This window comes from Streptomyces sp. NPDC008125, from assembly GCF_042957125.1.
Lineage (GTDB): Bacteria > Actinomycetota > Actinomycetes > Streptomycetales > Streptomycetaceae > Streptomyces.
The window spans coordinates 324046-346948 of the sequence record NZ_JBIBHR010000008.1 but is presented as its reverse complement, the minus strand read 5'-3'; the positions used below and the strand labels follow the sequence as shown (position 1 = coordinate 346948).

Below are 22903 nucleotides of genomic sequence, written 5' to 3'. Positions count from 1 at the left end.
TGCAGGGGGGACCCTGTGGGAGAGTAGGACGCCGCCGAACAATTTTTCCGGGAGACCCCCGTGCCTTGTGGCACGGGGGTTTTCTGCGTTCCGGGGCCATGTCGCGAATTACGGCTCCCGCTCATGGGTTTTCGCCCTGTTCTCTACTTTCCGTCCCCGGGCGCCTACCGGGGTCGGACGACCGAGAACAGGGCGGCGCGCGTTCAGAGCCGGCCGGCCGCCTTGAGCGACAGGTAGGCGTCGGCCAGCGCCGGTGCCAGGCTTTCCGGGAGCGCGTCGACCACGACGCCTCCGTGGTGACGGATTCGTTCCGCGACGTGCAGGCGCTGGGCCTGGGCGCGGGTAGCGGCGGCGGCCTCGTAGATCGCCTCCGCCGAGCCCCTTCTGCGGGACATCTCCTCCACGCGGGGATCGGCCACGGCCGCCACGATCACGGTGTGGCGCCTGGTGAGCTGCGGGAGGACCGTCAGCAGGCCCTCCTCGGCGGGGGCGCCGTCCAGAGTGGTCAGCAACACGATCAACGAGCGCTGCGGAGCTGCGGCCAGAGCGGCGGTGCTCATGCCGCGGGTGTCCGTCTCGACCAGCTCGGGCTCCAGCGTCGCCAGGGCGTCCACCACTCTCGCCAACAGGCTTCCGGTGGCCGTGCGGCCACGGACCTGGGCCCTGACCCGCCGGTCGTGGGCAAGCAGGTTCACCTGGTCTCCTGCCCGTCCGGCCAGAGCGGTGAGGAGGAGGGCGGCGTCCATCGCGGCATCGAGCCGCGGCATGTCCCCGACCCGGCCGGCCGATGTACGGCCGGTGTCGAGGACGATCAGGATGTGCCGGTCCCGTTCGGGGCGCCAGGTGCGGACGGCCACCGCCGACTGCCGCGCCGTGGCCCGCCAGTCGATGGACCGGGTGTCGTCACCCGGCACGTACGGGCGCAGGCTGTCGAACTCGGTTCCCTCGCCACGGCTCAGCGCGCTCGTGCGCCCGTCGAGCTCGCGGAGGCGCGCGAGACGGGAGGGCAGGTGCTTGCGGCTGGTGAACGGCGGGAGCACCCGGACGTTCCACGGGACCCGGTGGTAGCCCTGACGCGCCGCCAGACCCAGCGGGCCCACGGAGCGGACTGTCACCCGATCGGGGACACGATCCCCCCGCCGGGTCGGCCGGAGCAGCGTGGTGAGTCGTCGCGCCTCGCCGGCGGCGAGGGAGAACGTATGGCGTGACGCACCGGCCTCCGCGGCCGTGGCTCCACTGCTCGGAGACCAGGCGTCGCGAAGCTCGGCACGCAGGCGCCGACGGGAGCTGTTGGTCACGGTGAGTTGCACCGAGGCGTCGTCACCAAGTCGAACAGATGTATCACCGGATCGGGTGAAACGCAGGCTTCGCACTGGTGCTGCCAGGGCGTAGTCGCACAGAATGGCTAGCGAGAGGGGGGCATTCACCGCAAGCATCCCGGCCCAGCTGGGGGCCAGGATGCCTACAGGGAGTGACCCCGCAGCGGCAAGAAGAGCGGCTCTTCCGGTGAGGGCCATGGTCACCGCCTCATCGGGGGACGGGCACGAGGGCGAGGACCGCCGTGATGACGGCGTCCGGGGTGACGCCCTCCATCTCGGCCTCGGGCCGCAGATGGATGCGATGACGGAGTGCGGGCAGAGCGAGGGCCTTCACATCGTCGGGGATGACGTAGTCCCTGCCGGTGAGCCAGGCCCACGCACGGGCGGCGGAGAGCAGCGCGGTGGCGCCGCGGGGGGAGACGCCGAGGGCGAGCGAGGGGGATTCGCGTGTGGCACGGCAGAGATCGACGACATAACCGGCGACCTCGGGGGAGACCGAGGTCGTGGCGACAGCGGCTCGTGCGGCCTCCAGGTCGGCCGGACCTGCGACGGGAGATATGCCCGCCGCCTTCAGGTCACGCGGATTGAAGCCCTCGACGTGACGGGTGAGGACGTTGATCTCTTCCTCCCGGGAGGGGAGAGGCACCGTCAGCTTCAGAAGGAAGCGGTCCAGTTGGGCCTCGGGGAGGGGGTATGTGCCCTCGTACTCCACCGGGTTCTGGGTGGCGACGACGAGAAAGGGGTCGGGGAGGGGACGAGGGGTTCCGTCGACGCTGACCTGTCGCTCCTCCATGGCCTCAAGGAGCGAGGACTGGGTCTTGGGGGGCGTGCGGTTGATCTCGTCGGCGATCAGCAGGTTGGTGAAGACCGGGCCTGCCTGGAAGGAGAACTCGGCGGTGCGTGCGTCGTAGACGAGGGACCCGGTGACGTCACTGGGCATCAGGTCGGGGGTGAACTGGACACGCTTGGTGTCGAGTTCGAGGGAGGCGGCCAGGGCGCGGACGAGCAAGGTCTTGGCCACGCCGGGGACGCCCTCCAGCAGGACGTGCCCCCGGCAGAGCAGGGCGACGACGAGTCCGGTGACGGCCGGGTCCTGACCGACGACTGCCTTGGCGATCTCGGAGCGCAGGGCTTCGAGTGATGCGCGGGCTTCGTCGGAGTTCCTGGGACCCGCGGAGGTCCCTGGAATCGCCGGGGTCGGGGCGCTCATGACGTGCGTACCTCTCTTTCGAGGGCGTCGAGTTGGTCGGCCAGGCGTATCAGTGCGGTGTCGTCGGCCGGAGCCGGGCCGAAGAGCAGGGCATCGAGGTCGCCGTCGGCGGGGAGCCGGGCGGAGAGTGCGGGGACGAGCACGTCCGGGGATCGCGCGTCGCGGGGAGAGACGCCCACGAGTGGGGCGAGGCGGGTACGAGCGGCTTCGCGGAGCAGGGCGGCGGCACGGTCGCGTGCGCCGGCCTTCCGGTAGAGGCGGGCGTGACCCTCCGTCGCTTCGGAGGCGTGGACGGCCACCGGCAGGTTCTCGGTCACCAGCGGGCCGAACCTGCGTCCGCGCCAGAGAGCCGCGAGCGCGGCAGCGACGGCGAGTTGGAGTGTGCCCCACAACCAGCCGGAGGGGATCAGGTCGAAGAAGTCGGGCTGGTCGTCCCCGGCGGAGTCAGCCTCGGTCTCGTGGTCTTGGCCGGAGCCACTGCCGGTGCGGTGGTCCTGCCCGGAGCCGTGACCGGCCCGGTGGTCCCGGTCGGCATGACGGTCATTGTTCGTGCCCTGGCCGCCCTCGGTGGCGGAAGGGTCAGAGAGAGAGGGGAGGTACCAGACGAGATGGGCACGGGAGCCGAGGAGTTGCAGGGCCAGCGAGGCGTTGCCCCCGTGGGCGAGGCGCCGGTTGGCCAGGAGGTCGGGGGCACCGAGCAGGACGGTCTCACCGTTCTGCCTCGGGACGACGAGGAGCGGGGTGAGGCCATGGGCCGGGTAGCAGCCGAGGGCTTCGGGGCGGTCCGTCGTGTAGGTGACTCCGCCGAGGTCGGCCGTGCCCGCGCGGCGGGCGGCAGGGTACGAACAGGCGGCGGCGCGGGTGGTCACCCCGACGGTGGGTCCGACGTCCACGCCGGGGGCGAGTACGGGGACGGACGGCTCTCCCGGGGCGATCAGGACGGTACGGCCGGCGGTGGCGTCGGACAGCCGTTCTTGTTGGAACTCGGTGAGCAGGTCCGGGGTGGCGACCAGGAGCGTGCTGCCGGGTCCGGCCGCGGAGACGGCACCGGCGAGTGTGGTGACCACGTCGACGGTGACACCGCGGTGCTCAAGGAGTTCCGCCAGGGCTCTGCTGCCCTCAGGGTCGGCCGAGCGGGGGTCGAGCGTCCCGTGGTGGCCGCCGGGCTGCAGAGCCGCGATGGTGATGCCGCCGATGACCAGGACGAGCAGGGCCGACAGGAAGCCGCGGGCACGCTTCCACAACTGTGCGGGGGGCGCGGCCAGGGAGGTGGGCCCCGGGGCCGGCCGCGTACCCGCAGGAGCGGCGCCCGTGCCCGTGGAGCCCGGGGCGGCACCGGTACCGGCGGGGTCGGGGCCGGGGGTCTGCGTGGACCCGGTCATCCGGCGGCTCCCGTCATGACGGCGGTGGCGGGTCGCGTCGCATCGAGGTCGCTGTCGAGGGTGCGGACGGTCAGATACGCGGTCTCGTCCGCGGTACGGCCGCCGTACGTGAGCGCGTCGAAGGTGCGGGCCGCGGCGCGCAGCCTGGACGCGTGGTCCGGCAGCCGGCGTCCGGCCTCTTCCGCCGCTTCGTCGGCCGTGCGGCCGGGGCGGGGATCGAGCAGTGCGCGTTCCTCCAGGGAGCGGACGATCGCGCGGGTGCGTTCCTGGACCGCCTCGGTCCAGCGGAGAGCGGCCGCGTGCCTCTCGGCAGCGGCGCGATGCTCGGCGGCGCCGCGCGGTCCGCTCTCCCGGAAGAGGGACTTGGCCGGGCCGGCCGCCCGTTTCGGTGTGCCCAGCCGCCACCAGAGGGCGGTGGCCAGGCCGATGGCCAGGACGACCAGGACGAGGACGCCCAGTGGACCCCCGGGCGCGATGCCGGCGGCCGAGTCGAAGAGCCCGCCGACCCAGTCCCAGAAGGAGTCGAGGGCTCGTCTCAGCAGTCCGGGGTCGCTCTCGTGGTACATGCCCTTGGACAGCTCGTTCTCCGCCGCCTCCCGTGCGGGAACCCGAGGCGTGTCCACGGGTATCCCTCCGAACCTCGGGCCGGCCCACACATGTGGCTCCGACGTGGTGGTGCCCCCCGCACCCGTCATGCCATCAGCCTCCGGTGGTCGTGTAGCCGGGGATCCCGGCGGCACGGCCGAGTTCCAGGTCGAGAGCCTCGCGGCGGATGCGCTGGTCGACGTAGACCAGCGAGATCACGCCGGAGACGAAGGGGTACGCCAGCATCGAGACGAGCACGTTGCCGATGCTCGACACGAGGAGGAAGGGCCAGCCGGTCGGGGTCGGTTCGTTACTGAAGAGGGAACTGGACGCGCCTCCGTCGACGGTGATCCCGATCAGCAGGAAGGGAATGGCGATGACCGTGGACACGACGGCGACACAGAGGGAAGTGAGGGCCAGGATGCCGAAGATCCGCCACCAGGCTCCCCGGACCAGCTTCGCGGACCGACGGAGGGCCTGAGACACCGACTGCCGCTCCAGCACCAGGGCCGGGGCCGCGAGGCAGGAGACGATCATCAGCCAGAGGGACACTCCGAAGGCGGCGAGGCACCCGAGCCCGAGGAGAGCGGCGCCCTCCGTGGAACCGACGAGCAGTCCCGGGGCCGCGCCCACCGCCATGATCGCCACGATGGACACCGCGAGCAGCAGCGCCAGCCCCACCACGCCCAGGAGCCGGGGGCGGACCTCCGCCCGGACCTCTGCCGAGGTGGCGGTGCGGCCCAGCACCGAGCGGCTGACCACGACACCGAGCACCGAGGCGGTGAAGAGGAAGGCGGCCATGCTGAGGACCGCGCTCGGTGCGCTCGTGACGAGCAGGGACCGCATCGCGTCGAAGGACTGACGGAGGGCTTCGGTATCGGAAGCGTCCGGGTCGATCGTGACCGGCTCGGGGAGGAGGAAGCGTTCGACCAGGACGGAGACGATCTGCACGAAGACGGCGACCACCAGGCTGACTCCCAGAGCCGTACGCCAGTGGGCGCGCATGGCCGAGACCGACCCGTCGAGCATCTCACCGACGCTCAGCGGACGGAGCGGGACGACACCCGGCTTGGGTGCCATCGGAGCCAGGCCCCAGCCCTGAGCTCCGCCCCAGCCCGGACGCGGCTGGGGAGTCGGGTGCCCCCAGCCCCGGGAGCCGCCGGGGTTCTGGTCGCCGCCCCAGCCCGGTGCCGGCGGGGGAGCCCCCGGCCCGGGTGCGGGCGAGGCCGGGGCGGACCACTGGCCGGGCGGCGGCTGGGCAGCGGACCACTGGCCTGCCGCGCCGTTCCCGTCGGCCGGGCTGCCGTCCGTGCCGTGCCCGTCCGTGGAGTTCCCGTCCGTGGAGTTCCCGTCCGTAAAGTTCCCGCCCGTGGAATTCCCGCTCGTGGACCGGGAGCCGGTGGGTGGTTCGGAGTCGACGGGTCCGGAGGGGCGGGGTACGCCGGCGCCCTGCTCGTCGGAGGGCGCGGATCCGGGCGGGGCCCAGCCCGGAGAGTCGTTCATTCTGGCTCCTTCACCGTCCTGACCGCACATCGGGGCGGCAGGTTGGCAGCCATCGTGCCACGCGGGGCAGAAGTGCGTTCGAGGTGCTTCTGGTTGGCACCTTCATATGTGGGCCTCCCAGCGGGCAGACTGGGCGGATGGCTGATCTGGACCCGCAATCGCCGGTGGGCATCGAGCCCTCCGCGCTTCCCGTACTCCGCTGGGACGACCCGCCCGAAGGCCCGGTCCTGGTGTTGCTCGACCAGACCCGGCTTCCCGGCGAGGAGGTCGAGCTGGTCTGCACCGACGCACCCGCGCTGGTGCGGGCGATCCAGACGCTGGCGGTGCGCGGGGCACCGCTGCTGGGCATCGCCGGGGCGTACGGCGTCGCCCTCGCGGCGGTCCGCGGATACGACGTGGACGAGGCCGCGGAGCTGCTGGCCACGGCGCGGCCCACCGCGGTGAACCTCGCGTACGGGGTCCGGCGCGCGGTCCGCGCCCACGCGGCGGCCCTCGCGGACGGGGCGGCGCCCGAACGGGCCGCCGCCGCGGCGCTCGCCGAGGCGCGGGCCCTGCACCGCCAGGACGCCGAGGCTTCCGGCCGCATGGCCCGGTACGGCCTGTCCCTCCTGGACGAGCTGCTGCCGGCCGGCGGTCACCGCCTGCTGACCCACTGCAACACCGGAGCGCTGGTCTCCGGCGGCGAGGGGACGGCATTCGCCGTCGCGCTCGCGGCGCACCGGCAGGGCAGGCTGCGCCGGCTGTGGGTGGACGAGACGCGTCCACTGCTCCAGGGCTCCCGGCTCACCGCCTACGAGGCCGCCCGGCACGGAATGGCGTACCAGCTGCTCACGGACAACGCGGCAGGGTCGCTGTTCGCCGCGGGGCAGGTGGACGCGGTACTGATCGGCGCGGACCGCATCGCCGAGGACGGCTCCGTGGCGAACAAGGTGGGGAGCTACCCGCTCGCGGTGCTCGCGAAGTACCACCACGTGCCGTTCGTCGTGGTGGCACCGACCACGACGGTGGATCGGTCCACCCCGGACGGCGCTTCGATCGTCGTCGAACGGCGCTCCGGCCGCGAGGTGACGGAGCTCACATTGCCACGGTCCGCGTCGCGAGAGGGAGAGGGTGGCGGACTGGTCGTGGCACCGCTGGGAACCCCGGTGTACAACCCGGCGTTCGACGTCACACCGCCTGAACTGATCACGGCGATCGTCACGGAGGAGGGCGTCATTTCGCCGGTCACGAGGGCCGGACTGGCCGAGCTGTGTGCCAGGTCATCGCAGATAACGATTAGCTAATGGGATGATGTCGATTATGAAGGGACGCGTCCTTGTCGTCGACGACGACACCGCACTGGCCGAGATGCTCGGCATCGTGTTGCGTGGAGAAGGTTTTGAACCGTCGTTCGTAGCGGACGGCGACAAGGCACTTGCTGCCTTCCGGGAGGCGAAGCCGGACCTGGTGCTGCTCGACCTCATGCTGCCCGGACGGGACGGCATCGAGGTCTGCAGGCTCATCAGGGCCGAGTCCGGCGTGCCGATCGTGATGCTCACCGCGAAGAGTGACACCGTCGACGTGGTGGTGGGCCTGGAGTCCGGGGCCGACGACTACATCGTGAAGCCGTTCAAGCCCAAGGAGTTGGTGGCCAGGATCAGGGCACGCCTGCGGAGGTCGGAGGAGCCGGCGCCCGAGCAGTTGACCATCGGTGACCTGGTCATCGACGTGGCCGGGCACTCGGTGAAGCGGGAGGGCCAGTCCATCGCGCTGACCCCCCTGGAGTTCGATCTGCTGGTCGCGCTCGCCCGCAAGCCGTGGCAGGTCTTCACCCGCGAGGTCCTGCTGGAGCAGGTGTGGGGTTACCGGCACGCGGCGGACACCCGTCTGGTGAACGTGCACGTCCAGCGGCTCCGTTCCAAGGTCGAGAAGGACCCGGAGCGGCCCGAGATCGTCGTCACCGTGCGTGGCGTCGGCTACAAGGCCGGACCCAGCTGACATGACCCGAGGCAGCGCTGCTCCTGGCCCCGGGGAGCCCGGAGCCCCCGAGGAGCGGGCTGCCGGACCGGGGCGTTCCGGTCTTCTCCGGAGCGGCCGGTTGTTCACCGACCGGACGCCCGGAGGCCCTTTCCCGCGCCTCCTGCTGCGCTGGGTGCGGCGTCCGCTGCTGCCCGCCGTGCGGGTGTGGCGCCGCAATCTCCAGCTGCGGGTCGTCGCGGGCACCCTGCTGATGTCGCTCGGAGTCGTGCTGCTGCTCGGCTTCGTCGTCATCGGACAGGTACGCAACGGTCTGCTCGACGCCAAGGGCAAAGCCGCCCAGACCCAGGCTGCCGGCGGGTTCGCCGCAGCCCAGGCGAAGGCGAACGAGCCCCTCACACCGGGCCGCGAGGAAGGCTCCGACGGCATGTCGGCCAACACCTCCTGGCGGACCGACCTCGTCGACCAGCTGGCCAGCGGCGGCGCCAACGCCTTCAACGTGGTGGCGCTCAGCCCGGACTCCGTGAGCCGGGGCACCGCCAGCCGGGCTCCGCGCGGTTCGGGGAGCGTGGAGGCGTCGAGCGTCCCGGACCGCCTGCGCGAGTCGGTCGACAAGGGACCGGGCGCGTTCCAGACGTATTCACTGATCCGGTACTCGTACGGCACGTCGCAGCCCGGGCTCGTCGTGGGCAAGCGGCTCTACGACATCGACCACAACCCCTACGAGCTGTACTACCTCTTCCCGCTCACGCAGGAGGAGAAGTCCCTGGCGCTGGTCAAGACGACGCTCGCCACCGCCGGGCTGTTCGTCGTGGTCCTCCTCTGCGCCATCGCCTGGTTCGTGGTGCGCCAGGTCGTCACCCCGGTACGGATGGCGGCCGGGATCGCCGAGCGGCTCTCGGCGGGGCGGCTCCAGGAGCGGATGAAGGTCACCGGCGAGGACGACATCGCGCGGCTCGGCGAGGCCTTCAACAAGATGGCCCAGAATCTCCAGCTGAAGATCCAGCAGCTGGAGGAGTTGTCCCGGATGCAGCGCCGCTTCGTCTCCGACGTCTCGCACGAGCTGCGCACCCCCCTCACCACCGTGCGGATGGCGGCCGACGTCATCCACGAGGCGCGGGTGGACTTCGACCCGATAACCGGCCGCGCCGCCGAACTCCTCGGTGACCAGCTCGACCGGTTCGAGTCCCTCCTCTCCGACCTGCTGGAGATCAGCCGGTTCGACGCGGGGGCGGCAGCGCTGGACGCCGAGCCGATCGACCTGCGGTCCGTCGTCCGCCGGGTGATCGGCGGCGCCGAACCCCTGGCCGAGCGGAAGGGCACCCGCATCCGGGTGGTCGGCGACGAACTGCCGGTCGTCGCGGAGGCGGACCCCCGACGGGTCGAGCGCGTCCTGCGCAACCTCGTCGTCAACGCCGTCGAGCACGGTGAGGGCCGGGACGTCGTGGTGCGGATGGGCGCGGCCCAGGGCGCCGTCGCCGTCGCGGTGCGCGACTACGGTGTCGGACTGAAGCCCGGCGAGGCGACGCGCGTCTTCAACCGGTTCTGGCGGGCCGACCCGGCCCGCGCCCGTACGACAGGGGGCACCGGGCTCGGGCTCTCCATCGCCGTGGAGGACGCCCGGCTGCACGGCGGCTGGCTCCAGGCATGGGGCGAGCCCGGGGGCGGCTCGCAGTTCCGGCTCACCCTCCCCCGTACGGCGGACGAGCCGCTGCGCGGATCCCCGATACCCCTGGAACCCGAGGACTCGCGGCGCAACGTCGCGGACCGCGAACGCTCCGGCGCGGGAGACACCCGTACCGCCGCCGACACCGAGGGCCGGCACCGCGTGATGGCCGTGCCCCACCAGCCCAGCTCCTCCGACCGCGGCGCGCTGCCCGTGTCGGGCCGGCCGGGTGCCTCGCGGCAGGCGCCCGCCTCGGTCCACCCCGCGGCACTGCCCGGCAGCGGCGCGCGAGTGGTCCCCCGCCCGGGTTCCGCTCCCGCCGCCCCCGCACCACAGATCCCCGAGCAGGCCCGGGAGCAGACCCCGGACAGGCTCCCGGACCAGGAGGACACCCGACGTGGGTTCTGACCGTCGTAGGGACGGCCGCCGCCGCAGAGCCGGCCGGGCGACCGCGGTGCTCGGCCTCGGCATCCTGCTGCTGGTCGGCTGCGGGTCGATGCCCGTCGTCGGGGACGTCAAGCCCGTCGACGCCTCCCAGGCCGGTGACGCCCAGGTGCAGGTCTACGCCGTACCGCCGCGCGACGGGGCGGAGCCGGGCGAGGTGGTCGACGGGTTCCTGGAGTCGATGACGAGTGACGATCCCTCGTTCCGGACGACCCGCACCTATCTGACGCAGGACGCGGCGCGCACCTGGCGCCCCGCCGCCGGCACCACCGTGCTCGCCAAGGCCCCGAACCGCAACGCCCCCGCCCCGCAGGGCGCGGAGCACGACGCGACGGACACCACGTACACCCTCAGCGGCCAGAAGGTGGCGGAGGTGGACGCGCAGAGCTCGTACCAGCCGATCGCGCCGGCCGACTACGTGCAGAGCCTGCACCTGGTGCGGGAGAAGAGCGCCGACGGCAAGCAGGAGTGGCGGATCAGCTCGGTGCCGGACGGGCTCGTACTCGGCCAGTCCGACTTCAAGCGGCTCTACCGCTCCGTCAACACCTACTACTTCGCGGCCGGCCCGGCGGACGGTCCCGCCGCGCTGGTCGCCGACCCCGTCTACGTACGCAACCGGACCGATCCGGTGACACGGATGGACGCCACCACGCAGACCGTCCGGACCCTCCTCGACGGGCCGACCGACTGGTTGCGGCCCGTCGTCGATTCCAGCTTCCCCACCGGTACGACGCTGCAGAAGGGCGTCACCTCGCTGGCACCCGACGACCAGAACGTCCTCAAGGTGCCGCTCAACAAGGAGGCCGCCCACGCCACCCGGAGCGCCTGCCGGAGGATGGCGGCCCAGGTGCTCTTCACCCTGCGGGACCTGACGTCCGCCCGGGTCGAGCAGGTCGAGCTGGAGAACGGGCGGAAGGTGCTCTGCTCGCTGGGCGCCGAGGAGACGACCGGATTCACCCCGGACCGGGGCTCCGGAACCCCCGTCGGCCAGTACTTCGTCGACGAGGGGAAGGTGCAGCGGATTCCCGGTTCGACCAAGGGCAGCGGCGACCCCCTCCCCGTGACCGGCCCGCTCGGCGAGGGCACCCGGCCGATGAGCGCGGTCGGCGTCTCCCGCGACGAGCAGAAGGCCGCCGCGGTGACGACGGACCGCTCGCAGCTGTACGTGGCGTCCATCGTCGAGGAGGGCGAACTGCCCGCCGAGGCCCCGGTCGTCAGCCACGCGGCGTCCGCCGACAACCGTCTGTCGGCACCGAGCTGGGACGGCCGGGGCGATCTCTGGGTCGCCGACCGCGACCCGGACGAACCCCGGCTGCTCAGACTGGCCGACGGTGAGGGCACCCCGCAGGACGTCGCCGTACCGGGCCTCGGCGGGGAGCGGATCGAAGCGCTCCGGATGTCCGCCGACGGGGTGCGGATCGCCCTGCTCGTGGGGGAGAAGGGCCACCGGACGCTGAAGATCGGCCGGGTCGAGAGGGTCGGCTCCGGTGCCACGCAGCAGGTGTCCGTGCAGGACCTGCGGCAGGCCGCGCCGCAGCTCACCGACGTCACCGCCGTCTCCTGGTCCGGACGGGGCCGGCTGGTCGTGGTCGGCAAGGAGGAGGGCGGGGTCCAGCAGGTGCGTTACGTGCAGGCGGACGGATCCACCTCGTCCTCCGAGGTGCTGCCCGGCGTCAACCAGGTCGAGTCGATCGCCGCGGCCGACGACGAACTCCTGCCGCTGATGGCGGACACCATGAGCGACGGCATCGTGAAGCTGTCGCCCGGCGACAACTGGCAGACCGTGCTGAAGAAGGGCACCTCGCTGGTCTACCCGGGCTGAGGCCGGGTCCGCCCGGGCCGTGGCCCCGGCCGGTTCCGGCGGCGTCGTCCACAGCCGCGTCGTCCACCGTCGCGCCGTCCACAGCCGCGTTGTCCACAGGGGTGGCGGGGCCTTGGAGCGGCGGGCAGGGTGGTGCCGTGCGGGAATGGTGGCGGGAGTTCGCCGGACTGGTCCTGCCGGTGGCCTGCGGGGGCTGCGGCAGGCCGCGTACGGAGCTGTGCGCCGTCTGCGGCGATGCGCTGAGCGGCCGGGAGCCGTGCCGGGTGCGGCCCTCGCCCGAGCCGCCCGGGCTTCCGGTCGTGCACGCCGTCGCTCCGTACGAGAACGCCGTGCGCGCCCTTCTGCTGGCCCACAAGGAGCGCGGCGCCCTGGCGCTCGCGAGGCCGCTCGGCGACGCCCTCGCGGCCGCCGTACGGGCCGGGCAGGACGGGCCCGTGCTGCTCGTCCCGGTACCGTCCGCCCGCCGTGCCACCGCCGCGCGCGGACACGATCCGGTACGCCGCCTCGCCCGCGCGGCGACCGCCGCGCTGCGGCACTCGGGCACCCCGGCGCGGGTCCTCCCCGTACTGCGGCAGCGGCGCCGGGTCGCCGACCAGGCGGGGCTCCGGGCGGCCGAGCGGCGGGCCAACCTCGCGGGCGCGCTGGAGGCCGTGCCCGGCTCGGAACGGCTTCTCGCGGCCGGCCGGGTGGTGCTGGTGGACGACCTGCTGACGACCGGGGCGACGCTGGCCGAAGCGGCCCGCGCGGTCGGCCCGGCACTGCGTCGGGCGGGCGCGGGCGCACCGCCCGGAGCAGCTGTGGTCGCAGCTTCTCCGTCTGCCTTCGGAATAAACCGGAACTGACAGAAATGTTTCATCTCCGCAGGTCATGGAAGGGCAAAGGGACCTGAACGGAGGTACGCGTGAGTAGCGGGTGCCGACAAGGCGGTCGGCACGCTATGTTCGGTGGTGAGGAATGGTGAACCCCAGGCCTCGATGAATGCACCACCAGGTTTCGGGCAGGCCGACAACCGGAGTTCAGCTGTCGGAAGATCGGTGGGATGGTGAACCCGCCGGTGGGCAGGAGGAGGTGGAAGGTCACCGAGTCCGAGGCTCCGGAATACCAGCGGAGCCTGGTGCAAAAGGGAGGCGCTCCGCCACCGTTGCGGAGCGATCCGGGAACGGAGTTCTGCGTGGACATCGTCGTCAAGGGCCGCAAGACCGAGGTGCCCGAGCGGTTCCGCAAGCACGTGGCCGAGAAGCTGAAGCTGGACAAGATCCAGAAGTTCGACGGCAAGGTGATCAGCCTCGACGTCGAGGTGTCCAAGGAGCCGAACCCCCGTCAGGCCGACCGTTCCGACCGGGTGGAGATCACGCTCCGCTCGCGCGGCCCGGTGATCCGGGCGGAAGCGGCTGCGGGCGACGCGTACGCGGCGCTGGACCTGGCCACGGGCAAGCTGGAAGCGAGGCTGCGCAAGCAGCACGACAAGCGCTACAGCCGCCGCGGCAACGGCCGTCTGTCGGCCGCCGAGGTCGGAGACGTGGTGCCGGGCACGGCAGCGTTCGACGAGGACGGCGAACTGGTCAACGACCAGGCGGTCCAGGAGGTACCCACCACGAAGTTCGGTTCGCTGGAGGTACAGGGCGAAGGCCCGCTGGTGATGCGCGAGAAGACGCACGTGGCGGCTCCGATGCTGCTCGACCAGGCGCTCTACGAGATGGAACTGGTCGGCCACGACTTCTACTTGTTCGTCGACGCGGAGACCAAGGAACCCAGCGTCGTCTACCGGCGGCACGCCTACGACTACGGTGTCATCCACCTGAGGACCGACCCCCTCGCCGCCGACGAAGCCGGTGGCGCGGGCGGCGCGCTCGGCGGCTGACGAACCGTTTTCGCGGTGCCCCCGGAGAGCGTGCGCGCCCCCGGGGGCACCGGCGTGCGACCACGGGATCTCCGTTCCGGTGGCCGGGCATGAAAGCATGGTCTCCCGAGCCAACCGGTATGCGCTGCAGTGCCGTTGGCGACCGTGTGTGATTTCAGGCCGTGGCCTTCAGGGGGAGGAACGATGGCGGACACCTTCGGGCCCGTGCGCGACACGAATGTTTCCGGAGAAGCTGCCCGTACCCGAGCCGGCGCGGACGAGGACGCCTCGCCCCGCAAAGAGCCCATCCGGGTCCTGGTGGTGGACGACCACGCGCTCTTCCGCAGAGGGCTGGAGATCGTTCTCCAGCAGGAGGAGGACATCCAGGTCGTCGGCGAGGCGGGGGACGGCGCGGAGGCCGTCGACAAGGCGGCGGACCTGCTGCCCGACATCGTGCTGATGGACGTACGGATGCCCAAACGCGGTGGCATCGAGGCGTGCACCGCCATCAAGGAGGTGGCCCCCAGTGCGAAGATCATCATGCTGACGATCAGCGACGAGGAGGCGGACCTCTACGACGCGATCAAAGCCGGTGCCACCGGATATCTGCTCAAGGAGATCTCCACCGACGAGGTGTCCACGGCCATCCGGGCCGTCGCCGACGGACAGTCCCAGATCAGTCCGTCGATGGCGTCGAAACTCCTCACCGAGTTCAAATCGATGATCCAGCGCACCGACGACCGGCGGCTCCTCCCCGCGCCCCGGCTCACCGACCGCGAACTCGAAGTCCTGAAACTCGTGGCCACCGGCAAGAACAACCGTGACATCGCCAAGCAGTTGTTCATTTCCGAGAACACCGTGAAGAACCACGTCCGCAATATCCTGGAGAAACTCCAGCTCCACTCCCGGATGGAAGCCGTGGTCTATGCCATGCGGGAGAAGATCCTGGAGATCAGGTGAGCCCCCTCAGGGCTGTTCCGTCATCCCCGCGGGGCCCCTTCGTGCCACGGACCGGTCACCGGAGCGCGGCCGAGAACGCCGCCCCGAGCGCCGCGGCCAGCGGCTCCCGCAGCCCCGGGGTGTCCACCCGCTCCAGCCGTACGTCGGTGCAGCCGACCCAGGAGGCCGCCTCCACGAGCGCCTCGGCCATCGGCGCCACCGCCTTGGGGCTCGCCAGGGACACCTGGCGGGCGACCAGCACGGTGCCCTCGCGCGCCGGGTCGACGCGGCCCTGGAGCCGCCCGCCGGCCAGCAGGGGCATGGCGAAATAGCCGTGCACCCGCTTGGGCTTCGGGGTGTACGCCTCCAGACGGTGGGTGAACCCGAAGATCCGTTCGGTGCGCGCGCGTTCCCAGATCAGGGAGTCGAACGGCGACAGCAGCGTCGTGCGGTGGCGCCCGCGCGGTTCGGTGGCCAGCGCCTCCGGATCGGCCCAGGCGGGCTTCCCCCAGCCCTCCACCGACACCGGTACGAGCCCGGAGCCGGCCACCACGGCGTCGAAGTCCTCGGCCTTCAGCCGGTGGTAGTCCGCGAGGTCGGAGCGGGTGCCGACACCCAGCGAGCGGCCGGCGAGCGCGACGAGCCGGCGCCGGCACTCCTCGTCGCTCAGGTCGTCGTGGAGGAAGCGGTCGGGGATCGCCCGCTCGGCGAGGTCGTAGACCCGCTTCCAGCCCCGGCGCTCGGTGCAGACGACCTCGCCGTACATCAGGGCGCGCTCGACCGCGACCTTCGTGGCGGACCAGTCCCACCACTCGCCGCCGTTCTTCGCACCGCCGAGCTGGGTCGCGGTGAGCGGCCCCTCGGCGCGCAGCTGGGCGATCACGGTGTCGTACGTGCCGACGGGCAACTCGTGGTGCCACTGCGGGCGCCCGCGGTAGGCGCGGCGGCGGAACGCGAAGTGCGGCCACTCCTCGACGGGCAGCACGCACGCGGCGTGCGACCAGTACTCGAAGGCGCGGCCCCCCGACCAGTACGCCTCCTCCACCGCCTTGCGGCCGATGCCGCCGAGCCGGGCGTACGGAACCAGTTCGTGGGACCGGGCCAGCACCGAGATGGTGTCGAGCTGGACGGCCCCGAGGTGGCGCAGCACCCCGGGCACCCCGGCGCGGCGGTCCGGCGCCCCCAGGAACCCCTGGGCGCGCAGCGCGATCCGGCGGGCCTGATCGGCGGAGAGTTCGACCACGGGGGGCTGCACGGGCGGCTCGGACGTCATGGAGGAACCTTAGAGGGCGCCACCGACAGACGTCGGGGGTACGGACGAGAGCCCTCCGACCGGGGAGTGCCGGGCAGGCGGGTCGGGCCCCGCCTCAGCCCGGCGGGGGCAGATACGCGGCGGAGCCCGGCGGACGCGCGCCTGCCTCCGGCAGCCCGGAGCCGGTGAGCCGGAGGCCGAGGCGGGCGGGAATCCGCCCCGGGCCGGACGCCGGGAGCCCCAGGTCGGCCGGGAAGAGCGAGGCGCTCCAGAAGCTCCGGCGCTCGCCCCCGGCAACGGCGGTCCCGTCGGCCGCCTCCCCGGTCCCACCGCCGGCCGCCTCGGGCCGCTGCCCGTCGTCCAGCCGGAAACCGGCGCGCAGAGCGACCCCCCGGGAGGCCACGTTGCCCGCCTCGGCCCACCACTCCAGCCGGACCGCCCCCAGCACGGAGAACGCCCAGAGCGCCGAGCGGACCACCGCCTCCGTCCCGTACCCCTGTCCGCGGTGCTGCCGGGCGAGCCAGTAGCCGACCTCGTACGTGCCGGGACCGGGCCGCCGGACGAGGCCCAGGGCGCCCGCCAGCGTGCCGTACCGCTCGACCAGCGCGAAGTGGTAACCGGAGTCGTCCCGCCAGCCCGCCGGGGCGAGGGTGCTCGTGAAGAGTTCCGCGTCGGAGCGCAGGTACGGCGACGGGATCTCCGTCCAGCGGAGGATCTCCGGGTCCTGGCAGGCGAGATGCACCGCGTCCGTGTCCCCGGCGGTGAAGGGACGGAGCAGCAGACGTCGGGAGGTGAGGGTGATCGGCTCCATGGGCGCATTCTGGTGACCCCGGAGTCGCGCCGGGAGCACTTTCCGGGCTTCCCGGCACCTTCCAGGCTCTTCGGCCGTTGTCCTGGAAGGCGCGGTGAGGTCCACCCAGGGGCAGCCCTCCCGGCGCGGCGGTGTCCTCGCTTACGATGGCCGTTGCGGTGGGGCCCACCTGCCGTGCCCGTGCCAGAGTCCGTCAAACGACCCAGTGCCAGGCCCGACCGGCAAGGAGACCAGCCTCAGTGTCCGTCTTCAACAAGCTCATGCGTGCAGGCGAAGGCAAGATCCTGCGCAAACTGCACCGCATCGCGGACCAGGTCAGCTCCATCGAAGAGGACTTCGTCAACCTCTCCGACGCCGAGCTGCGGGCGCTCACCGACGAGTACAGGACACGGTACGCGGACGGCGAGAGCCTGGACGACCTGCTCCCCGAGGCGTTCGCCACCGTCCGTGAGGCCGCCAAGCGCGTCCTCGGGCAGCGCCACTACGACGTGCAGATGATGGGCGGCGCCGCCCTGCACCTCGGATACGTCGCCGAGATGAAGACCGGTGAGGGCAAGACCCTCGTCGGCACCCTGCCCGCGTACCTCAACGCGATCTCCGGCAAGGGCGTCCACCTGATCACGGTCAACGACTACCTGGCCGAGCGCGACTCCGAGCTGATGGGCCGCGTCCACAAGTTCCTCGGTCTCACCGTCGGCTGCATCGTCGCGAACATGACCCCGGCGCAGCGTCGTGAGCAGTACGCCTGCGACATCACGTACGGCACGAACAACGAGTTCGGCTTCGACTACCTCCGCGACAACATGGCGTGGTCGCAGGAGGAACTCGTGCAGCGGGGCCACAACTTCGCGGTGGTCGACGAGGTCGACTCGATCCTCGTCGACGAGGCGCGCACCCCGCTGATCATCTCCGGCCCGGCCGACCAGGCCACCAAGTGGTACGGCGACTTCGCCAAGCTGGTCACCCGGCTGACCAAGGGCGAGGCGGGCAACCAGCTCAAGGGCATCGAGGAGACCGGCGACTACGAGGTCGACGAGAAGAAGCGGACCGTGGCCATCCACGAGTCCGGCGTCGCCAAGGTCGAGGACTGGCTCGGGATCGACAACCTCTACGAGTCGGTCAACACCCCTCTCGTCGGGTATCTCAACAACGCCATCAAGGCGAAGGAACTCTTCAAGAAGGACAAGGACTACGTCGTCATCGACGGCGAAGTCATGATCGTCGACGAGCACACCGGCCGTATCCTCGCCGGCCGCCGCTACAACGAGGGCATGCACCAGGCGATCGAGGCGAAGGAAGGGGTGGACATCAAGGACGAGAACCAGACGCTCGCCACGATCACCCTGCAGAATTTCTTCCGCCTCTACGGCAAGCTCTCCGGCATGACCGGTACGGCGATGACCGAGGCCGCCGAGTTCCACCAGATCTACAAGCTGGGCGTCGTGCCGATCCCGACGAACCGGCCGATGGTGCGCCTCGACCAGTCCGACCTCATCTACCGCACCGAGGTCGCCAAGTTCGCCGCCGTCGTCGACGACATCGCGGAGAAGCACGAGAAGGGGCAGCCGATCCTGGTCGGCACCACCTCGGTCGAGAAGTCCGAGTACCTCTCGCAGCAGCTCTCCAAGCGCGGTGTCCAGCACGAGGTGCTCAACGCCAAGCAGCACGACCGTGAGGCGACCATCGTCGCCCAGGCCGGCCGCAAGGGCGCCGTCACCGTCGCGACGAACATGGCCGGCCGAGGCACCGACATCAAGCTCGGCGGCAACCCCGACGACCTCGCCGAGGCGGAGCTGCGCCAGCGCGGCCTGGACCCGGTCGAGCACGTCGAGGAGTGGGCGGCCGCCCTGCCCGCCGCGCTGGAGAAGGCCGAGCTGGCCGTGAAGGCGGAGTTCGAGGAGGTCAAGGACCTCGGCGGGCTGTACGTCCTGGGCACCGAGCGCCACGAGTCGCGCCGTATCGACAACCAGCTGCGCGGTCGTTCCGGCCGCCAGGGCGACCCGGGCGAGTCCCGTTTCTACCTCTCGCTGGGCGACGACCTGATGCGCCTGTTCAAGGCGCAGATGGTCGAGCGCGTGATGTCGATGGCGAACGTCCCCGACGACGTTCCGATCGAGAACAAGATGGTCACCCGCGCCATCGCCTCCGCCCAGTCCCAGGTCGAGCAGCAGAACTTCGAGACGCGTAAGAACGTCCTGAAGTACGACGAGGTGCTCAACCGCCAGCGTGAGGTCATCTACGGGGAGCGTCGTCGCGTCCTGGAGGGCGAGGACCTCCAGGACCAGATCCGTCACTTCATGGACGACACGATCGACGACTACATCCGCCAGGAGACCGCCGAGGGCTTCGCGGAGGAGTGGGACCTCGACCGGCTGTGGGGCGCCTTCAAGCAGCTCTACCCGGTGAAGGTCACCGTGGAGGAGCTGGAGGAAGCCGCGGGCGACCTCGCCGGTGTCACGGCGGACTTCATCGCCGAGTCCGTCAAGGACGACATCCACGCGCAGTACGAGGAGCGCGAGAAGTCGCTCGGCTCCGAGATCATGCGTGAGCTGGAGCGCCGCGTGGTCCTCTCGGTCCTCGACCGCAAGTGGCGCGAGCACCTCTACGAGATGGACTACCTCCAGGAGGGCATCGGCCTCCGTGCCATGGCGCAGAAGGACCCGCTGGTCGAGTACCAGCGCGAAGGGTTCGACATGTTCAACGCCATGATGGAAGGCATCAAGGAGGAGTCGGTCGGCTACCTCTTCAACCTTGAGGTCCAGGTCGAGCAGCAGGTCGAGGAAGTCCCGGTCAAGGACGACGCCCAGCAGCCCTCGCTCGCCAAGGAGGGCGCCGGTGTCGCGGCGGCCTCCCGGCCGGAGATCCGCGCCAAGGGCCTCGAAGCCCCGCAGCGCCCCGACCGCCTGCACTTCTCCGCCCCGACGGTGGACGGCGAAGGCGGCGTCGTGGAGGGCGAGTTCGCGGACAGCGCCCCCGAGGGCGACGGCCTGACCCGCGCCGAGCGCCGCAAGGCGCAGAAGAGCGCGGGCGGCGGCGGGCGTCGCCGCAAGAAGTAGGACCCGCGAGAAGCGGTCCGCGGCGGTCGAGGACCGGGCGGCGGTACAAACCGGCGGGGCCGGGACCTCCACGGAGGTCCCGGCCCCGCCGGTTTCCGTACCGGAGCGCGACCGGGCGCGACCGGGCGCCGGGTTCAGACCGGCAGGCGTTCGCCGCCCAGCTCCACCGCGGCGCAGCGCCAGCGCAGGTCGGCGCCCTGCTCCAGCCGGAACGCCATGGCGTGCACCCGGCCGCCGCCCGAGATGGACGCGAACGCCTCGACGACGCCGGTAGCCGGCTGCGCGCCGTAGCACCCGCGCAGTACGGGGCTGCTGCCCCAGGCGGGGCGCAGCGGGGCGCCCGGGGCGAGTTCGGCGAGCTGGTCGTACGCCTCACCCACGGTGTGGCCGAGCATCCAGTGCACCGGCCGACGCCCGCTGAGCACGGCGAGCAGCCGTTCGGCGAACCACTGGTGCGGGCGTACCGGGCCTCGCGCGGCGAGCGGGCTCCGCTGCGCCGGGACGGTCCCCGGGCGGCGCGGATCGCGGCGGCCCGCGGGCCTGCCGACTCCCGGGCGGGTACTCCCGCGCTGTTCCGTACGGGTGCGCCGATCCGCGCCCGACGTCCTGCTCCGGTCCGTGCTCATGGTGTCGCCCCCGTGTGAGGCCGCCCGGACGTACCGGGCGGCGGCGTTGCGTAGCGACCCTTCTACGGGGAGTCGCGAGGGGGTCGCAAGGGCGGCCGCGCCCTGCGGGGCGGACGGCGCGGATCACCTATCCGGGTGAGGCGGCGGGCCCCCGCCCGAGTACCGGGCCGACGGCCGCGCCCCCCGGGGCCGTACGTCAGCGGGTGCCCGCCCCGCCCCGCAGGGTGGCCGGCGACGTATCCTGAGGGCGTCTGTCGACTACGAAAGCGGCCAAGCCATGCGCGTGTACGTCCCCCTGACCCTCTCCGGGCTCGCCGCGGCGCACGGGGCGGGCGAGCTGGGCCCCGGACCGCTGACCGCCTACGCCGTCACCCCCGGGCTGCGCGAATGGTACGTTTCCGACGACATCGAGGAGCTGGAGTACGCGGCGCTCAACCGGGCCGCGGCCGCCTCGCTCCGGCTGATCGCCGCCCTGCCCGAGGAGCCGCGCCGCCGGGTCGTCGTCGCCTTCGACGTACCGGACGGTGACGCCCTCGGCGACCCCGGCCAGGGGCCGGACGCCGCCTCGGTCGGCGAGGTCCGGATCGGCTCGTCGGTACCGCTCGCCAAGGCGGCGGCCGTGCACGTGGATGCCGACGACGCCGAGAAGGACGTGACGGCCGCCGCCGCGGCCCTGGGCGCCGCCGATCACGGCGACGACGACGCCCAGTTCACCGTGGACGGCGCGGAGGACCACGAGCTGCTCTGGTTCGGCGTGCAGGAGATCCCGCAGCTGCTCGGCTGAGGGGCGCCCGGCGGCTCTTCCGGTCGCCGGGTGACCCTCGCCGGTTGTCGGACCCGCCGAGTACGGTCTTTCCCATGGCGAAGCACGACGAGAAGCGCACCCACCTGGTCTGGGACTGGAACGGCACCCTGCTGGACGACATCCACGCGGTGCTCGGGGCGACCAACACGGCCTTCGCCGAGGTGGGACTCGCGCCGATCACGCTGGAGCGGTACCGCGCGACGTACTGCGTGCCCGTACCGCTCTTCTACGAGCGGCTGCTGGGCCGGATACCGGACGACGCCGAGTGGGAGCGGATGGACGTCCTCTTCCACGACTCCTACGCCGAGCTCCGTGCCGCCTGCCGCCTCACCGACGGCGCCGCCGAGCTGCTCGCGGGCTGGCGGCGGGACGGCCGCAGCCAGTCCCTGCTGAGCATGCACGGCCACGAGCAGCTGATACCCACCGTGCGCGGGTACGGCATCGAGCAGCACTTCGTGCGGGTCGACGGACGCACCGGGCCCTCCGGCGGGAGCAAGACGCTCCACATGGAGCGTCACTTCGCCGCGCTCGGCACGGTCGCCCCGGAGCACGCGGTGATCATCGGGGACGCGGTGGACGACGCCGTGGCCGCCGCGCACGTCGGCGCGCGGGCGGTGTTGTACACCGGGGGCTCGCACGACCGGGCCAGCCTGGAGGAGGCAGGGGTGCCGGTGGTGGACAGCCTCGCCGAAGCGGTGGCGCTCGCGGAGTCCATGGAGGTCTGAGCCGGACCCGCCCCGGCCGGGACGGCTTCCCGGGCCGGGGCTCCCTCCCCGCCTCAGGCCACCGGGGCCTTCGCGCGCAGCACCTTGAGGAACTCGCGCATCCACGCCGAGTGGTCGGGCCAGGCGCGCGAGGAGACCAGGGTGCCGTCGACCACGGCCTCCGCGTCCTGGAAGGCGGCCCCGGCCGTCCGCATGTCCGGCTCCAGCGCCGGATAGGCGGTCACCTCGCGCCCGTCGAGACTCCCCGTCGTGGCGGTGATCAGCGGGCCGTGGCAGATCTGCGCGACCGGCCGGGCGTCCTCGAAGAAGGCGACGACGATCCTTTGCAGGTCGGCGTTGTTCCGGAGGTACTCCGGCGCCCGGCCGCCGGGGATCACCAGAGCGGCGTAGTCGCCGGGCACGACGTCGGCGAACGCCAGGTCGGCGGGCCAGGTGTAGCCGGGCTTCTCGGTGTACGTGTCGAAACCGGGCTCGAAATCGTGGACCACGAAGCGCAGGGTCTTGCGCTCGGGAGCGGCGATGTCGACCTCGTACCCCTCCTCGCGCAGCCGCTGGTACGGGTAGAGGACTTCCAGCGACTCGGCCGCGTCGCCGGTGACGAGCAGGATCTTCGGTGCCATGGCGGGCCCCCAGGGTGGGTGGGTCGGCCGGGTGCGGGCATGCGGTCCGGCCTCGTACGGCGGGGACCAGCCTGCCCCGGGCGGACGGGTTCGCCAAGAGGGCGCGCCTTCACCGGGTGGGGGCGCCCTCGCCGGAGCGAGGGGCAGCGAGCAGGACGAAGTGTCCAAAACGGAGGCCTTCGTTTGTACACATACGGTTCATGACGGCCACCCGTCCGGGCGAGATAGCCTAGGGTCCGTGATCAGCGCGATACGCCGCGGGGGCATGGACGCCCCCGCCCCGGTCCCGGAGTGCACCCGCACCCGGGCGATCCGTGATCGCCATCACCCCGACCCACGGCT

General features: G+C 72.0%; 19 protein-coding genes. 10 read left to right on the top strand and 9 right to left on the bottom strand.

What is annotated here, in order from left to right; all coding sequences use genetic code 11:
* Positions 1 to 203: 203 nt before the first annotated feature.
* Genes ACFZAX_RS16790 through ACFZAX_RS16770 form a run of 5 tightly spaced genes read right to left on the bottom strand, consistent with a single transcriptional unit; the run spans position 204 to position 5999 of the window.
* Positions 204 to 1517, bottom strand: a complete 1314-nt coding sequence (locus ACFZAX_RS16790; protein WP_390962309.1) for a DUF58 domain-containing protein — start codon at positions 1515 to 1517, stop codon at positions 204 to 206.
* A 10-nt stretch (positions 1518 to 1527) separates the two neighbouring features.
* Complete coding sequence (locus ACFZAX_RS16785) at positions 1528 to 2529, bottom strand: AAA family ATPase (RefSeq protein ID WP_390962291.1); 1002 nt, start codon at positions 2527 to 2529, stop codon at positions 1528 to 1530.
* Positions 2526 to 3911: a DUF4350 domain-containing protein gene (locus ACFZAX_RS16780; RefSeq protein WP_390962289.1), complete on the bottom strand. Its 1386-nt coding sequence runs from the start codon at positions 3909 to 3911 to the stop codon at positions 2526 to 2528. The genes ACFZAX_RS16785 and ACFZAX_RS16780 overlap by 4 nt, the downstream gene beginning before the upstream one ends.
* Positions 3908 to 4606 (bottom strand): DUF4129 domain-containing protein, encoded by a 699-nt coding sequence (locus ACFZAX_RS16775; protein WP_390962288.1) that lies wholly within the window; start codon positions 4604 to 4606, stop codon positions 3908 to 3910. The genes ACFZAX_RS16780 and ACFZAX_RS16775 overlap by 4 nt, the downstream gene beginning before the upstream one ends.
* A 4-nt stretch (positions 4607 to 4610) precedes the next feature.
* Entirely contained in the window at positions 4611 to 5999 is a 1389-nt protein-coding gene (locus ACFZAX_RS16770) for a hypothetical protein (RefSeq protein ID WP_390962286.1), read from the bottom strand.
* 137 nt (positions 6000 to 6136) lie between these two features.
* On the opposite strand from ACFZAX_RS16770, the gene mtnA reads away from it, so the two are divergent.
* The 7 genes from mtnA (at position 6137) to ACFZAX_RS16735 (ending at position 14687) form a co-directional block, all read left to right on the top strand.
* Positions 6137 to 7282, top strand: coding sequence for an S-methyl-5-thioribose-1-phosphate isomerase (gene mtnA, locus ACFZAX_RS16765; RefSeq protein ID WP_390962285.1), 1146 nt, complete (start codon positions 6137 to 6139; stop codon positions 7280 to 7282).
* A gap of 4 nt (positions 7283 to 7286) precedes the next feature.
* On the top strand, positions 7287 to 7976 hold the full coding sequence (gene mtrA, locus ACFZAX_RS16760) for a two-component system response regulator MtrA (protein WP_007448372.1): 690 nt from the start codon (positions 7287 to 7289) through the stop codon (positions 7974 to 7976).
* A gap of 1 nt (position 7977) precedes the next feature.
* Complete coding sequence (gene mtrB, locus ACFZAX_RS16755) at positions 7978 to 10029, top strand: MtrAB system histidine kinase MtrB (protein ID WP_390962283.1); 2052 nt, start codon at positions 7978 to 7980, stop codon at positions 10027 to 10029.
* Positions 10019 to 11887 (top strand): LpqB family beta-propeller domain-containing protein, encoded by a 1869-nt coding sequence (locus tag ACFZAX_RS16750; RefSeq protein ID WP_390962281.1) that lies wholly within the window; start codon positions 10019 to 10021, stop codon positions 11885 to 11887. Before mtrB ends, ACFZAX_RS16750 begins: the two co-directional genes overlap by 11 nt.
* 137 nt (positions 11888 to 12024) lie before the next feature.
* Positions 12025 to 12729 (top strand): ComF family protein, encoded by a 705-nt coding sequence (locus tag ACFZAX_RS16745; protein WP_390962280.1) that lies wholly within the window; start codon positions 12025 to 12027, stop codon positions 12727 to 12729.
* 329 nt (positions 12730 to 13058) lie between these two features.
* A complete protein-coding gene (hpf, locus tag ACFZAX_RS16740; RefSeq protein ID WP_390962278.1) occupies positions 13059 to 13748 on the top strand; it encodes a ribosome hibernation-promoting factor, HPF/YfiA family in 690 nt (229 codons plus the stop codon).
* Between the two features lie 183 nt (positions 13749 to 13931).
* Positions 13932 to 14687, top strand: a complete 756-nt coding sequence (locus ACFZAX_RS16735; protein WP_390962277.1) for a response regulator — start codon at positions 13932 to 13934, stop codon at positions 14685 to 14687.
* A gap of 55 nt (positions 14688 to 14742) precedes the next feature.
* On the opposite strand, the gene ACFZAX_RS16730 is transcribed toward ACFZAX_RS16735, so the two are convergent.
* Together ACFZAX_RS16730 and ACFZAX_RS16725 are read right to left on the bottom strand one after the other, a co-directional pair.
* Positions 14743 to 15939, bottom strand: a complete 1197-nt coding sequence (locus tag ACFZAX_RS16730) for a DNA glycosylase AlkZ-like family protein (protein ID WP_390962276.1) — start codon at positions 15937 to 15939, stop codon at positions 14743 to 14745.
* Positions 15940 to 16033: 94 nt separating this feature from the next.
* Complete coding sequence (locus ACFZAX_RS16725; RefSeq protein ID WP_390962275.1) at positions 16034 to 16729, bottom strand: GNAT family N-acetyltransferase; 696 nt, start codon at positions 16727 to 16729, stop codon at positions 16034 to 16036.
* A gap of 239 nt (positions 16730 to 16968) precedes the next feature.
* Between ACFZAX_RS16725 and secA the strand changes: the two genes are divergently transcribed.
* On the top strand, positions 16969 to 19785 hold the full coding sequence (gene secA, locus ACFZAX_RS16720; protein WP_390962273.1) for a preprotein translocase subunit SecA: 2817 nt from the start codon (positions 16969 to 16971) through the stop codon (positions 19783 to 19785).
* Between the two features lie 134 nt (positions 19786 to 19919).
* Here secA and ACFZAX_RS16715 read toward each other — a convergent pair whose 3' ends face one another.
* Complete coding sequence (locus tag ACFZAX_RS16715) at positions 19920 to 20411, bottom strand: Rv3235 family protein (protein ID WP_390962272.1); 492 nt, start codon at positions 20409 to 20411, stop codon at positions 19920 to 19922.
* A gap of 277 nt (positions 20412 to 20688) precedes the next feature.
* On the opposite strand from ACFZAX_RS16715, the gene ACFZAX_RS16710 reads away from it, so the two are divergent.
* Both ACFZAX_RS16710 and ACFZAX_RS16705 read left to right on the top strand, forming a co-directional pair.
* On the top strand, positions 20689 to 21195 hold the full coding sequence (locus ACFZAX_RS16710; RefSeq protein WP_390962271.1) for a DUF6912 family protein: 507 nt from the start codon (positions 20689 to 20691) through the stop codon (positions 21193 to 21195).
* A 74-nt stretch (positions 21196 to 21269) separates the two neighbouring features.
* Positions 21270 to 21941 (top strand): HAD hydrolase-like protein, encoded by a 672-nt coding sequence (locus ACFZAX_RS16705; protein ID WP_390962270.1) that lies wholly within the window; start codon positions 21270 to 21272, stop codon positions 21939 to 21941.
* Positions 21942 to 21994: 53 nt separating this feature from the next.
* On the opposite strand, the gene ACFZAX_RS16700 is transcribed toward ACFZAX_RS16705, so the two are convergent.
* Positions 21995 to 22561, bottom strand: a complete 567-nt coding sequence (locus ACFZAX_RS16700) for a DJ-1/PfpI/YhbO family deglycase/protease (RefSeq protein ID WP_390962269.1) — start codon at positions 22559 to 22561, stop codon at positions 21995 to 21997.
* Between the last annotated feature and the right edge of the window lie 342 nt (positions 22562 to 22903).